The organism is Acidobacteriota bacterium (assembly GCA_016208495.1).
Lineage (GTDB): Bacteria > Acidobacteriota > Blastocatellia > Chloracidobacteriales > Chloracidobacteriaceae > JACQXX01.
The window spans coordinates 1-14,354 of record JACQXX010000008.1 but is presented as its reverse complement, the minus strand read 5'-3'; the positions used below and the strand labels follow the sequence as shown (position 1 = coordinate 14,354).

Genomic DNA, 14,354 nt, shown 5'->3' with positions numbered 1-14,354 from the left:
GTGAGCCATTGTTTTTCTCCTCCTTCTTAACTAGAGGATGACACTTTAGCTCACTTTTTTGTTTCCGAAAGTGTATACAATTTATGATACTTTCCTGTATACGATTTAATGATATTCAACAACCCTGAACCCTGAACCCTGAACCCTGAACCCTGAACCCTGAACCCTGAACCCTGAACCCTCTTGCTATGGCCATTCATTTTGAAAAAGACGCTCAAAACATTGTTACCTTGACCATGGACATGCCGAATCGCTCGGCAAATGTCATCAACCAGGAATTTGGCGAAGCCCTGGCGACAGCCATCGAAAAGCTCAAAGCGGAAGCTGAACTGACCGGTGTGATTGTCACTTCGGCCAAGAAAACGTTTCTGGCTGGCGGCGATTTGGAAATGCTGATGGCGGCCACGGATCCAGGCGAAGCCTTTACCGCCGCCGAAGCCTTAAAAGCCTGTTTTCGTCAGCTCGAAACACTCGGCGTTCCGGTCGTGGCCGCCATCAACGGCGCGGCGCTTGGCGGAGGGTGCGAACTGGCGCTGGCTTGCCATTACCGAATTGCACTCAATATCCCCGAGGTTCAAATCGGAATGCCGGAAGTTACGCTGGGTCTGCTGCCCGGTGCCGGAGGCGTCACCCGATTGACCCGGTTGCTCGGGTTACAGGAAGCCTTTCCGTATTTGATGGAAGGCAAAAAGGTTTCGGCCAAATCAGCGCTGAAAGCCGGAATCATCCACGAACTGGCATCAGATCGCGACGAAATGTTGACCAAAGCCCGAGCCTGGATTGCCGCCAACCCAAACGCGGCCCAACCCTGGGACAAATCGGGCTACAAAATGCCGGGCGGTGACCCGCGCAATCCAAAAGTTGCCCAGATGATCAGCGTCGCGCCGGCGATGTTGCTCCAAAAAACCCACGGCAACTATCCAGCGCCGCTGGCGATTATGAGTGCGGCGGTTGAAGGCACGCTGGTGGATTTTGATACGGCTTCGCGGATTGAATCACGCTACCTGGCCCAGATTGCCACCGGCAAAGTTGCCAAAAACATGATCACCGCGTTTTGGACGCAACTCAACCAGATCAATGCTGGTGGCAGTCGTCCCGCCGGGTTTGCCCCATCAAAAGTCAAAAAACTCGGCGTGCTGGGCGCCGGAATGATGGGGTCAGGCATTGCTTACGCTGCGGCAATCTGTGGAATTCCAGTGATACTCAAAGATGTCTCAACCGAAACGGCTGAAAAGGGCAAAGGCTATAGCGCCAAATTGCTGGAAAAGAAAGTCAGCCAGGGCCGAATGAAACCTGAAGAACGCGACACAATTCTGGCATTGATCCATCCGACAGCGGATCCGGAAGACCTGCGCGGCTGTGATTTGATCATTGAAGCCGTGTTTGAAGATCGCACGATTAAGGCCAAAGTCACCGAAGAAGCTGAAAGTCGAATTGAAGAAACCGCCATTTATGCTTCAAACACCTCGACGCTGCCCATTACCGGGCTGTCCCGGGCGTCATCCCGGCCAGCCAACTTTGTCGGGCTACACTTCTTTTCGCCAGTCGACAAGATGCAACTGGTGGAAATCATTCGCGGCAAAGAGACTTCGCCTGAAACACTGGCCCGGTCATTTGATTTTGTTCGTCAAATCAAGAAAACCCCGATTGTGGTCAATGACAGCCGTGGGTTTTACACGAGTCGGGTCTTTGGAACTTACGTCAATGAAGGTCTTGCCCTGCTTGTGGAAGGAACCCATCCCCAGGCCATTGAATCGGCTGGGATTCAGGCCGGAATGCCGGTGGGCCCGCTCGCCGTCTCAGATGAAGTCAGCATGTCGCTGATGTTGCACATTCGAACGCAAACCGAAAAGGATTTTGCGGCGGAAGGGAAAACCGCTCCGTCACATCCTGGCCATCGAGTGGTTGATACAATGGTCAAGGAACATGGACGGGCTGGAAAAGCAGCCGGCAAGGGTTTTTATGAATATCCGAAAGAAGGTAAAAAATATCTCTGGCCGGAGTTAAAAACACTGTTTCCACTCGTGGGAGAACCGCTTTCACAGGCGGAAATGATTGATCGGATTCTGTTTGCGCAGGTGATTGAGACCCTGCGGTGTCTGGATGAAAACGTCGTGACCACGGTGGCAGACGCCAACATCGGCAGCATTTTCGGCTGGGGGTTTGCTCCGTTTAAAGGCGGCACGGTGCAATTCATCAACGATTATGGAATTTCGGCTTTTGTCGCACGAGCCACTGAACTGGCCGCCAAATATGGAGACCGGTTTGCGCCTCCGACTGAAGCTCGAATTCGCGAGTTATTGGGCTGAAAAAACCAGGGCTGAGGGCAATCGAAGGGATGAGGGATGAGGGATGAGGGATGAGGGATGAAGGATGAAGGATGAGGGATGAAATAAAACCAATTCTTCAGCCCTGGTTCTTCAGCCCTAAATATCATTACATTCGAAAGCCTGAATGTTCTATCCTTTTCATTCAGAAAAGTAAAAACCTGCTGCTTCGCAATGAAACAGCAGGTTTTGAAAAGGGAGCCGGGCCGCAGGATCCGTCGTTATGAACTTCAGTTTTACCAAATTACAGCATTAAGAACCATCACCCTCTGTCGGCGTGAGGTCAGTGGAGCTTGGTACAATTGATTTCCCGAACATTTCTCGTTCACGTTTCCGGCGAATCGCACACGCTTTCATAAACGCTTTTTCCTCGCCGTATTTGTTAATCGGGACAATCTCTCGTTTGAGCACGCCTGGCTCGGGCTGCCAGGAAACAACATAAATTGGATATTCCTTGGGTGGTGCGTGTTTGTTTTGCCGGATTTGCACCATTCGTTGAACACCGATCACTCCGGTGTTGTTCCGCGGACTGGCCGTGACCACAGGCCGATCCGTCCGAGGTTTTCCGATTTCTCGCTCAACTTTATTGCGCCACTGAACTGCTTTCTTGAGTGCTTTTTCTTTTCCGCCATGCTTGCTGTCACTGAAAAATTTGGAGTGAATCTGGCCGCGGAAGGGAACGCGGACGTACCACCCGTGCATTTGTTTTGCTGGATGATCAATTCGACTCACTCCCTTATGACCACTGGTAGCGAGCGGCATTGTAAGGGACTCCTTCAATGTAAAATGTAATTTCATTTTGTATTTGGGATCACAAAGGGGCAGGTGCTGCGATTATATGCCGATGTTGGGGAATATGAAACAAGATTGTGAAAATTTGCCGAATTTCGGTGGACTGAAAAAACCTCGGGCTCAGGGCTTGGGGCTGAAGACATCGGGCTGGAGAACTGGTTTTATTTCATCCCTCATCCTTCATCCCTCATCCCTTCCTTTGCCCCGAGCTTGCGAGTCTTCAGCCCTGAACCCCAAGCCCTGGTTTTTTCATCCCTGTTTCAATCATGCCATTCCAGGCCGAGGCGTTTGCATTTGAGCATCAGTCCGTTGCGTGAAATATCGAGTTCGCGAGCGACACGTGAAATATTTCCGCTATGGCGCTTGAGAGTTTCAGCAATGACCCGGCGTTCGACTTCTTCGATTGCCTGCGCCAGGGTTCGTGGGTGCGACTGGGCGGTATGCGGTTCGGAATGGCGCAAGGTCCCGGCGGTAGCGGGTTTGGTTTGCCAGATTTCAGGGGACAGGTCCTCGGGCATGAGCACGGTTTCCTGATCGGCCATCACCACCGCCCGTTCAAGTTCATTTTTGAGCTGACGGACGTTGCCCGGCCAGCTATGACTGCGCAGGACATCGAGCGCGGCTTCAGAAAAGACCACGGATTTGTTTTCCTTTTTGGCGGCTTCAGTGAGCAGGTATCGGGCCAGTAAGGGAATGTCTTCGGGGCGTTCGCGCAATGGCGGAACGTGAATGCGAATGACATTGAGGCGGTGATAGAGGTCTTCCCGAAAATGTCCGCGTTCGGCTTCGTCTGCCAGATTGCGGTTGGTGGCAGCCAGCACCCGGACATCAACCCGAATCGGCTGGTTATCGCCCAGGGCATGGATTTCACGTTCCTGGAGAAATCGGAGCAGTTTGGGTTGAACTGACAGCGTCAATTCCCCGATTTCATCCAGAAAAAGTGTTCCGCCACTGGCTGCCCGGATAACCCCAATCGTGTCTTTGTCGGCGCCGGTAAAGGCGCCTTTGGTGTGTCCGAACAACCGGCTCTCAACCAGTTCAGCCGGAATCGAAGCACAGTTGAATGGCAGAAAGAGCCGGCTGTGGCGGGTGCTCGTCTGATGGATAGCTCGGGCGACGAGTTCTTTGCCGACTCCGGACTCGCCGGTGATGAGTACCGTGGCATCAGAAGACCGGATTTTCTGGATTTGGGTCAGCACCTGCTGCATGGAGGGTGACTCACAAAACATCCCGGCAATGGTGACATAGCTGCCAGTTACAAACTGGCTGACGGTTTTGCGCATGGATTGGGTCAACGACCGGAGCCGGCACAATTCCAGACTCATGTTGGAAATCCGCATCAAGGCATCGAGCGCGCCGAATTGGGGTGGCAACCCGGAATCATCCCCCTGGAGAAAAACCCAGAAATTGCGTTGTAAATCAGCCCCGACGGCATGCGAAGTATCTGTCAGTGCTTTCAATCGGATGCCATCCGGCACTTTTTTGCCGGTTTCGAGGCAGGTGCGTAATGTACGGGCGGCTTTTTCGACTTCACGTTCCGAAAACCCGTGAACGACAACTGGCTTAAAGGAATGATCCGCCTGGATATGCTCAAAAATCACCACATCCTGCTGTAACTGGTTATGGAGGATTGCCGCCAGCTCACGCAATAAGAGTTCGTGTGAGCCGGAAGCCGCATTCAGTCGCTCGATCACCACCACGTCATCAATTGTCAAGGCACTGGCTGACCGGCGGCTCGGCGCCAACGTTTCGCGCAGGGAAGCCAGCAATTCTTTGGCTTTATTGAGTTTGGGTTCAGCTTTCAGTTCGGCGAAAACTCGGGTTGCGGTTTCGAGATGTGACACCGCCCGTCCGGGGTCGGTCCCAGCCAGCGCCAACCCGATTTCCAGGTGACCACAGGCGGCTTCATAGGGGTGACTGATGGATTCAAACAGCGAAATGCTCTGGGCAAGACTGGTGACGCCTTCGGAAAGCTCGTTTCGGGCAATATGCAGCCGTCCTTTGAGGCGCGCCGTCAGGGCATTGAGATGGAGTTTGGGTTGATCTTTCAGCAACTCCTGGGCTTTGACCAGGCACTCAAACGCAGTTTCGTGCTGGTCGCGTTCCAAATAGGCTTCGCTCAATCGCAAATACAGACCCGGCAAATCAACGCGGCGGCCAAGTTTGGTAAAAATCCTGAGGCTGTGGCGAAACTGGGTAATGGCTTCTTCAGAACGTCCTTGAGCCAGCAGGATTTCCCCAAGCGATTCCCACCCTGAGCCTTCGGCGGCTTTGAGCCCAGATTCCATGGCGAGTTCGACGGCTCGCCGGGCACTGCGTTCCGCTTCGGCAAATTTCCCTTGACGAAGGTGGAGGGCACTCAAAATGGTGAGGATGACGCATTCGGTATGTCGGTTTTGATCCTGGATCAGGGTTTGCGCCAGCCGAAGCGATTCCTCAGCTTGCCGCCAGGTGCCAATTGCCACCTGAGCGCCGGCCAGATTGGCATAGCCCATGGCCATCAGCCCGCTGTCTTTGGATTGCGACCAGTGTTCAAGCGCCTGTTTACAATTTTGAACCGCCTGTTGGTTGTGTCCTTCCTCAGAATCAACCAGGGCCAGCGTGTTGAGCAGTTTCCCAAGTACCAGATGGTCATTGAGCGTCAGCGGCTGGAGCTTTCCAAGCAATTCGAGTCCTTTGCGGCAGTTGTCCCGTGCTTCGTCGAGACGGCCTTCCAAATGATTGACGACCGACAAGTTCCAGGCCGTTTGAGCCAGGGCGCGGACGTCATTGGTGGTTTCCTGACACTTCCAGGCGGCAACCAGATGGTCATAGGCAATCGCATATTCGTCAATCATCCAGTAGCAGTATCCCAGCAAGGCGTGGGTGGTCCCAATACCGGCGGTATCTTTTAATTCCGCATAGAGTTGCAGGCCGTTAGTGGCGCACCAGATAGCCCGCGGAATATTACCGGTCCACCGGTTCAGGCTGGCATAGCGGTACCATAACCGGGCCAGAACGGGCGGCGGTATGGAATCCTGACGCCGAATCAGGTCATGGGGCAGAATCGCCATGGCTTCATCATATTGCCCGGCGAGTTCGAGTCGCTCAGCCGCCTTTTCAAGCGCTTCCTCAGCCGTCAACGAATTGTTTTGCAGCAAATCGCTGAATTGATCCAACTGGTTCGCCGGATCATTGGCGGCCTGCCGGAGACTGGATAAGGTAATCCGCTCCATGGTCAGGTGTTCTGATTTGTCGTCGTCAGGAATCCAGGGATTAGCCATTGGTGTTGTTGGGGTTCCGGGTTCCGCCCGGAACCCGGAACCCGGAACCCGGAACCCGGAACCCGGAACCCGGAACCCGGAACCCGGAACCCGGAACCCGGAACCCGGAACCCGGAACCCGGTGTTCACTCACTGAACAATTGTGCATTTGCTGAACAATTGTTCAACGAATGTGCATGTACTGGATAAGTGTTACAGGGATGTTGCCCGGTTTCTCGAATCAGTGCGGCGTATGTTTTAACTGTAACGAATACAAGGTGTTAGGGCAAGGAATTCGTGAAGAAAACAGGTGTTCAGCAGGTGAGCACCTCAGCTCGGATTACAAAAAATTTCGTGGTACACGGCTTGCTGTGGTACGGTAAGGACTCAGATTTTCCATTTTTTCCCTTCAATCTCTTTTTCCCAGACCAGCTTATTTGAGCCCAGGTGTGCTTTTGAGGAGCTATGTTGAAATCATTTCGCAGTTTTTATTTTTGCCTGATGGTTGCCGTGGCAGTGACTGTCTCGTTTATCGGGATCCCTGCTTCCAGTGCCCATGAGAAAGGACCACGGTCCAAGTATTCACTGACCACCAGTGAACCTGCGTCAAACGTGAAACCATTTGACGCGGGTGAGATCCAGTTCATTGAGCCGGATTCAGTGCCTGACCTGCTGCCCGGAACGGGATCTGCTACCCGCGAGGTAATGACCACGCTTGCCGAAGGTTTTGAAGCTGGCAACAAAGCCAGCTATACCACAAGCACTGTGACCTTAGGCACCGGTTCCTGGACCTTCACCAACGCAGTGGTTGGCACCAGTTCCGCTGACCGCAAAGTCGCTACCCGGAGCGCCCGGGTGCGCAATCGGGGCAAGCTCACCATGAATTTCAACGTTGCCGGAGCGGGCAGCGTGAGCGTCAAGCACGCCCGATATGCCACGGATGGGAATGGGAGTTGGGAATTGTGGTATTCAACGACCAATGGTTCCACCTGGACCAAAGCCGGTAACACGGTGTTAACCACCAGTACTGTGCTCCAAACCGCCACGTTTGTGATCAACACCAGCAGTGCGGTTCGGTTTGAAATCCGAAAAATCACCGGAGCCAACGATTCAAACCGTCTCAACTTTGACGACATCACGATCACCGATGGTACGGCGCCGCCGCCATCAACCTGCACCACCACGCCGATTACGGTTCCAACCACCGTGACGGGGATGATCACCACGACCGATTGTGTGCTGACCGACGGCAGTTTTGCCGATAAGTTCTCATTCACGGGGACAGCCAACCAGGCCGTGGCTATCCTGCATGACGGAACCTCCACCAACTTTGATGCCTATCTGGTGATTGACGGGCCTGACGGGTACCACCAGGAAGATGATGATGGCGGCGGCAACCGTGACGCGGAACTGGTTTTGACCTTACCCACGGCAGGGACCTACACGATTACGGCGACCACCTTTGATCCAAACCAGACGGGTAACTACACCCTGTCAGTAACGCCGGGAATTCCTCCCCCCCCGCCGCCGCCACCAGGCAATGCGAGCCGTCATCTGGCCCTGGGGAACCCCTCGAACGCCATCACCGATGTCAACAACTTTACCAATTACTTGCTGTCCAAGACCCAATATGCCCTGAGCTATCACCGGGACAACCGAACCTCGAACTGGGCAAGCTGGAACCTTGAAATTTCAGATCGTGGAAGTGCGCCTCGCCAGGATGATTTCCGGGAAGACACCACGCTCCCGGCGGGTTGGTTCCGAGTTCCGAGCAACTCATTTGGCACAGTTGACGGCACCAGCTATGACCGGGGCCATATGTGTCCATCAGCCGATCGAACCGATACCGTTGCCAATAACAGCGCGACGTTCTTGATGACCAACATGATGGTTCAGTCGTCAGACAACAACCAGGGACCGTGGAATTTCCTGGAACAGTATACCCGCGATCAATTGCTGGGTGGCACCAACGAAATCTATGTGATCTGCGGTCCGGCTGGGTCCAAACGAACCCATCCAGTCAACGGCATGGTCATTCCGACCCGGACCTGGAAAGTCATCGTGATCCTGCCTGCCGGCGACAACGATGCCACTCGCGTAACCACCTCCACCCGCGTGATTGCCGTGAATATGCCCAATGACGCCGGTATCCGGAGTGTTGATTGGAGAACGTATCGTGTCTCGGTTGACAGTATCGAAGCCCTGACCGGATTTGATTTCCTGTCCAACGTTCCGACCGAAATTCAGAGCGTGATCGAAGCCCAGGTGGATAACCAGTAAGAAGAGATCGGGCTGAAGACATTGGGCTCAGGGCTTGGGGTTGAAGCCGTGTTTTGAGCCAAAAGTTGAAAAAGTTCCTCAAACCTAAATCTCACTTGAGATAGCCTGTTTCCAAAAGGAAACAGGCTTTTTTTGTGAGTCAGTAATCAGTGGTCGGTAGTCAGTGGTCAAGTGTGGGAATTTTAAAGTGTCTATCAAGTGTATCTTGTTTGATTTGAGTCATTTAGGAATAATTCTTTTTAAAAATTCCACGGATTCAACTATCTGGCTTTTGTCTACTGATGACTGACTCATCAACGACTGACTCATCAACTACTGACGATTGACCAATCCTGGTGTATGATGTCGCCCAAACCTGTATTTTCAATGCCTTGAATCTTTGATTTCCTTCACATCCAGTCCGATATCAAAGCGATCTCTATCCGGCTTCTCATACCATTTTGGAGTGGAATCCTCGTATTAGAAAATAGTCAAGTAATTCAATCAAATAGACTTAATGAACTACTGACTACTGACTACTGACTACAAACTGGTATAAGTTCATTCCACTTTGAATTCATATCCAACGATGCTGACTCATCGAAAACGAATATTGCTGTGTCTGGGCACCCGCCCGGAGATCATCAAAATGGCCCCAGTCTATCGGGCTCTGACCGAGTGCGGGTGTGAACCAATTGTGGTTCACACCGGACAGCACCAGCAGGGGGTCAAAGAGTTGTACCACTTTTTCGGGATGCCGGTTCACCACGAGCTTGAAATTCCACGTCAACGCGAAGGACTGGGGCATCTGACGGCGCAATTGATTGAAACCCTGGATCAATGTCTTGGTGGGCTCAAACCGGAAGTTGCTCTGGTTCAAGGAGATACCACCAGTGCCTGGGCTGCGGCACTGGTGGCCTATTACCATCGGATTCCGGTTGGTCATATCGAGGCCGGCCTGCGGACACATCGCGACTATGAACCGTTTCCAGAAGAAAAAAATCGCGAAGCGATTGCCCGGCTGGCGACCTGGAACTTTGCACCCACCCTGCAAGCCCGACACAATTTGCTCGCGGAAGGAATTGCTGAAGCGAAAATCCACCGGGTTGGAAACACGATTGTGGATGCTGTGCGATGGGCAATACCACAGGTTACGGGGTACTCCAACGGCCATCGGCGGTTGCTTCCGGTTGAGTTACAGCTCCTGGCGGCGCAACTGAACCATCAAAAATTACTGTTGATCACCGCCCACCGTCGTGAAAACTGGGGCACCAATATTGCCAATATCAGTCAGGCCGTGTCGAAATTGTTGGCCGAAGATTCATCTCTGGTTGCGGTTTGGCCACTCCACGCCAATCCGCAGGTTCAGGCCACGGTCCGTCAGGTTTTACCCACTTTATCGCCCCAGGTCCGCGAGCGATTTATTGTGACTGACCCGCTCCACTATCCATTTCTGATCTGGTTATTGACCCATGCCTGGCTGGTGTTGACCGATTCGGGAGGAATTCAGGAAGAAGCCTCCGAGACCAAAACTCCAGTGCTGATATTGCGCAACACGACCGAACGCATGGAACTCGTCCAGGTCGGAGGCGGCAAACTGGTTGGCACCGAGCCGTCAGCAATTGTCCACACCGTGGGGCGGTTACTTTCCAACCCAAATGAATACAATCAGATGCGGTGTTTTGAAAACCCATTTGGCGACGGCTATGCTGGCCGTTATATTGCTGAAATGCTCCTGGGCCCAATTGAGTGTCGGGCATAACTTGAGAGCCAGCCCCATATCAATTTTTGAGGAGTTTGATGTTCTATGAATCCGCAAGAAATGACCAAAGTGATTATTTTGACCCGCTCCTATCGGATCAATGGCTATATTTCACTCAATCCAAATGCCCGAGTCACCGATTTTATGCACAGCGCCACCCCATTTATTGCCGTGGCAAATGCCGAAGTGCGAACGCTTGATGGAAAACAGGTTCTGGTGACATCCTTCCTGGACGTCAACCGGGATCATATTGAAATCATTGCCCCAAATGACCCAAACAATACGGCACAGTAGCGAACTAAAAGCGAGTAGCGAGTAGCGAGTCGTAAACCAAAACCCTTTGAATTCGACAATTCAAAACAAATTTCACAATGAATATGGATTGACTACTCGCTACTCGCTACTCACTCAAGTTCGCTGCTTCACTATTCGCTCAATTGAAAAGGACCATGATGCGAACGATTGCCATTTGCAACCAGGCCGGAGGGGTTGGAAAAACCACCACCACGCGTGACCTGGGGTATGAACTCATGCTGTGTGGGTTTAAAGTGTTTGTGCTGGACGCCGACTCACAAGGGAGCCTTGGGGAGTACCTTGGGTGTCATCCCCACCAGCGACCGGCGGAAGAGATGTTCTGGTCGTCACTGTGCAACGATACTGCCACGCCTGCGCATGTGGTTGAAAAATATGACTTATGGGTGGGGTTATCGAATTTACAACTGGCTAAGGGCGAACGATTGCTCGTCCAACAGCGCAATCCAATGAAGTTGTATGGCGCGCTCCAAAATTTTCAAGCCCAGTTTGATTTCATTTTGATTGATTGCCCGCCGCACATTTCGGAAATGACCGTTCAGGCGTTAATTGCCGCCGATGAAATATTGATTCCGGTTCAAACCGAAGATAAAGCCGTGGCTGGACTGCAATTGATTCAGGAAGAAATCATTGAGGCCAATAAACGCCGCCTGTATGTCCGCCCACCGCTCAAACTGACTGGCATTCTTCCGACGCTGTATGATGCCCGGCTCAATTTGCATCGCCATTACCTGGGCGAAGTTCAGCGTACTGCCGAGCAGCTTGGGTGTCAGGTCTTCCAACCGGTGCGGCGGGCAATTGCCGTGGCTGAAGCGTGCAATGCCCGGGTGCCCCTCAAACTCTATTCACCATCCTGTCCGGTGAATGAAGATATGGAGCTTCTGGCAAAAGCACTGTAAGCATAATTCTTTGGAGTGCGGCGGCTTGACGCTGCTTTTGCATAAAGCGGCGTCAAGCCGCCGCACTCCGAAATGTATTTGATGATATGACCAAGAAATTTGTTCCACGCACCGACCCATCCCAAACTGAAACCCTGGCCGCCCGTGTTCGATCAAGTCTTGCCGGCGAACATTTGGTTCGGGTCCCGCTCCACAAAATCAAACCGAACCCACATCAGCCCAGGATGAAGTTCAAGGTGGAGGACCTGGCTGGGCTGGTTGATTCAATCAAGGTTCATGGAATTTTGGAGCCACTGGTGGGGACCTATGATCCCCAAACTGATATGTATACGCTGATTGCGGGTCATCGCCGGTATGATGCCGCTCGGGAAGCCAATCTTGAGACCGTTCCAATTGTCCTGAGACAAGTCGAAGATCGTGATTTTCTGGCGCTGGCATTGGTGGAAAACCTGCAGCGCGAAGATATTCACCCGGTTGATGAAGCCCGTGCCCTCGGACAACTCGTGGGATTGCTCGGGAGTCAGGAACGAGCCGCACAGGTCATTGGTCTTCCGCGGACGACACTGGCCAATCACACGCGGGTGTTGTCGCTCGGAGACCAGGTTTTGGATCTGTGCCGACAGAATTCGCAGCTTTCATACAGCAATTTGTTTGCCTTATTAAAAGTTCCCGAGGCCAAACGACTGGCCGCCGCCCAGCTCCTGGCTCAGCCAAAACCAGTGATTGATCCAGCCTCCCGCCACTCACCTGAAGCGCCGATTCGTGCCAATCGCTTTGAGTTTCGCGGACGGCTCTCGGTCACGAAAGGAGCGTTTCGAGTGCAGGTTTCATTTCGAAGAAAAGATGCCAGCCGTGATGATCTCATTCTGGCCCTTGAACACTATCTGGCTGAATTGCGGGGGGCACAAGAATAAAATGTTCGACCTCGAACAATTGCTGTAACTGGTTTTTTATCAAAGAGATAAAGACAAAAATAAATATGCCTGGCGACTGGAAACCAATTCTAGGAAAATTTGAATGATCCGCTTGTTTTTTATGTCGCCCTTGCAGGGCTTAAATCTCGATCTGGCCGGGACCGGGGGCTGTCGCACCCCGGCTATTCAATGCCGTCCCTGCGGGACTCCGATCCTTATCCTGGCGCTTATGCCCCTGAACCCCGAACCCCGAACCCTGAACCCCGAACCCCGAACCCCGAACCCTGAACCCTGAACCCTGAACCCCGAACCCCGAACCCCGAACCCCGAACCCCAATCATGTCTTCACCACTTGTCGCCCAAACCAAAGCTCACTTGAGCAAACGCCGCCGAAAGCCACCGATGGCCTTCGATCAGCGGATATTGTGGTTGGGGTTTTTAACCGGGCTTCCTGGAGCCGGAGTTGCACTCGGATTGTTGTGGTTGGGTGACTATACGCCAAAAGTTCAATGGACACTAACCTTTCTGGTCGTTACCAGTTGGGCCTGGATTACATTTGCGCTGCAAGAACGTGTGATCCGACCACTGCAGACAATCTCCAATCTGCTGGCGGCACTGCGTGAAGGAGACTATTCAATTCGTGGTCGGAGCGACCGCCGGGATGATGCCCTCGGCGAGGTGATGCTTGAAATCAACGAATTGAGTAAGACATTGCAGGATCAGCGCTTAGGTACGATTGAAGCCACCGCGATGTTACGCACGATCTCGGCTGAAATTGATGTCGCTATTTTCGCCTTTGACTCGGAACGGGTTCTCCGACTGGTCAATCGAGCCGGAGAGCGGTTGCTTGCCCAACCCCTGGAGCGACTGCTTGGGCGAAATGCGGCTGATTTAGGGCTGATGGATTGCCTGGAAGGTGAGCCCGCCCAAACCGTTCAAATGGCTTTTCCTGGTGGAATTGGGCGGTATGGCGTTCATCGCAGTACCTTTCGCGAGCATGGCTTACCCCATCACCTGCTGGTATTTACCGACCTCAGCCGGCAACTCCGGGAAGAAGAGCGGCAAGCCTGGCAGCGGTTGATCCGTGTGATCGGCCACGAGTTAAACAATTCGCTTACACCAATCAAATCCATTGCCGGAAGCCTTGAAAATTTGCTCAACCGGCAACCCCGTCCCCCCGATTGGGAAGACGATATGCAAAGCGGCTTGTCGGTGATTGCCTCGCGGGCTGAATCCCTGAGCCGATTTATGGCCGCCTATGCCCGACTTGCCCGGTTGCCGCAGCCACGATTGGCCCCACTGAATGTGCCGTCCTGGATCCAGCGTGTCGTGACGCTTGAAACCCGACTTTCCGTCACGATTGTGCCGGGCCCAATGATTACCATCCAGGCCGATCAGGACCAGTTAGAGCAATTATTGATCAACATTTTGCGAAACGCAGTGGATGCCTCAATGGAAACCGGCGGAAAAGTTGCGGTTGGGTGGACCAAACAGGCGGCGTATCTGGAAATTTGGGTCGAAGACACGGGCCCAGGACTTTCAAACGTCAATAATTTGTTTGTTCCGTTCTTTACCACCAAACCAGGTGGAACTGGGATCGGTCTGGTGCTCAGCCGCCAGATTGCCGAAGCTCATGGTGGCAGCTTGATTCTTGAAAACCGCGTTCCAGGTCCAGGTTGCCTGGCACGACTGCACCTGCCGCTGTAAGAGGGTGTATAATTTGCAACTATTTGATTTTATTGAGTTTGACTTGGATGGTGTTTTTCTTACGCTGCCTTTTTCTTTTCTCTTTTTTCCCTTTTAACTTCTCCTTTGCGTGCTAATCTTGCAACCATAATTCTTAATAA

At 52.8% G+C, this 14,354-nt stretch carries 9 protein-coding genes; 7 read left to right on the top strand and 2 right to left on the bottom strand.

The genetic code is table 11. The annotated features are described in order from the left end of the window. Window positions 1-188: 188 nt before the first annotated feature. Window positions 189-2,309 (top strand): enoyl-CoA hydratase/isomerase family protein, encoded by a 2,121-nt coding sequence (locus HY774_01345; protein ID MBI4747107.1) that lies wholly within the window; start codon window positions 189-191, stop codon window positions 2,307-2,309. A gap of 270 nt (window positions 2,310-2,579) precedes the next feature. Here the strand turns inward: HY774_01345 and HY774_01340 are convergent, their stop codons facing one another. Both HY774_01340 and HY774_01335 read right to left on the bottom strand, forming a co-directional pair. Beyond that, a complete protein-coding gene (locus HY774_01340) occupies window positions 2,580-3,089 on the bottom strand; it encodes an AP2 domain-containing protein (protein MBI4747106.1) in 510 nt (169 codons plus the stop codon). A 290-nt stretch (window positions 3,090-3,379) separates the two neighbouring features. Next, window positions 3,380-6,382 carry a sigma 54-interacting transcriptional regulator gene (locus tag HY774_01335; protein MBI4747105.1) on the bottom strand — a complete coding sequence of 1,001 codons (3,003 nt, stop codon included), beginning with the start codon at window positions 6,380-6,382 and terminating at the stop codon, window positions 3,380-3,382. A 1,194-nt stretch (window positions 6,383-7,576) separates the two neighbouring features. Here HY774_01335 and HY774_01330 point away from each other — a divergent pair. The 6 genes from HY774_01330 (at window position 7,577) to HY774_01305 (ending at window position 14,214) form a co-directional block, all read left to right on the top strand. After that, window positions 7,577-8,641, top strand: a complete 1,065-nt coding sequence (locus tag HY774_01330; protein MBI4747104.1) for a DNA/RNA non-specific endonuclease — start codon at window positions 7,577-7,579, stop codon at window positions 8,639-8,641. Window positions 8,642-9,209: 568 nt separating this feature from the next. Continuing rightward, entirely contained in the window at window positions 9,210-10,382 is a 1,173-nt protein-coding gene (gene wecB / locus HY774_01325) for a UDP-N-acetylglucosamine 2-epimerase (non-hydrolyzing) (GenBank protein MBI4747103.1), read from the top strand. Between the two features lie 45 nt (window positions 10,383-10,427). Further along, window positions 10,428-10,676 (top strand): hypothetical protein, encoded by a 249-nt coding sequence (locus HY774_01320; GenBank protein ID MBI4747102.1) that lies wholly within the window; start codon window positions 10,428-10,430, stop codon window positions 10,674-10,676. A gap of 155 nt (window positions 10,677-10,831) precedes the next feature. Beyond that, the gene (locus HY774_01315) at window positions 10,832-11,593 is read left to right on the top strand and encodes a ParA family protein (GenBank protein ID MBI4747101.1); all 762 of its coding nucleotides are present in this window, start codon (window positions 10,832-10,834) and stop codon (window positions 11,591-11,593) included. 86 nt (window positions 11,594-11,679) lie between these two features. Beyond that, complete coding sequence (locus HY774_01310) at window positions 11,680-12,507, top strand: ParB/RepB/Spo0J family partition protein (GenBank protein ID MBI4747100.1); 828 nt, start codon at window positions 11,680-11,682, stop codon at window positions 12,505-12,507. A gap of 402 nt (window positions 12,508-12,909) precedes the next feature. Further along, complete coding sequence (locus tag HY774_01305) at window positions 12,910-14,214, top strand: PAS domain-containing sensor histidine kinase (GenBank protein ID MBI4747099.1); 1,305 nt, start codon at window positions 12,910-12,912, stop codon at window positions 14,212-14,214. The last annotated feature ends 140 nt before the right edge of the window (window positions 14,215-14,354 follow it).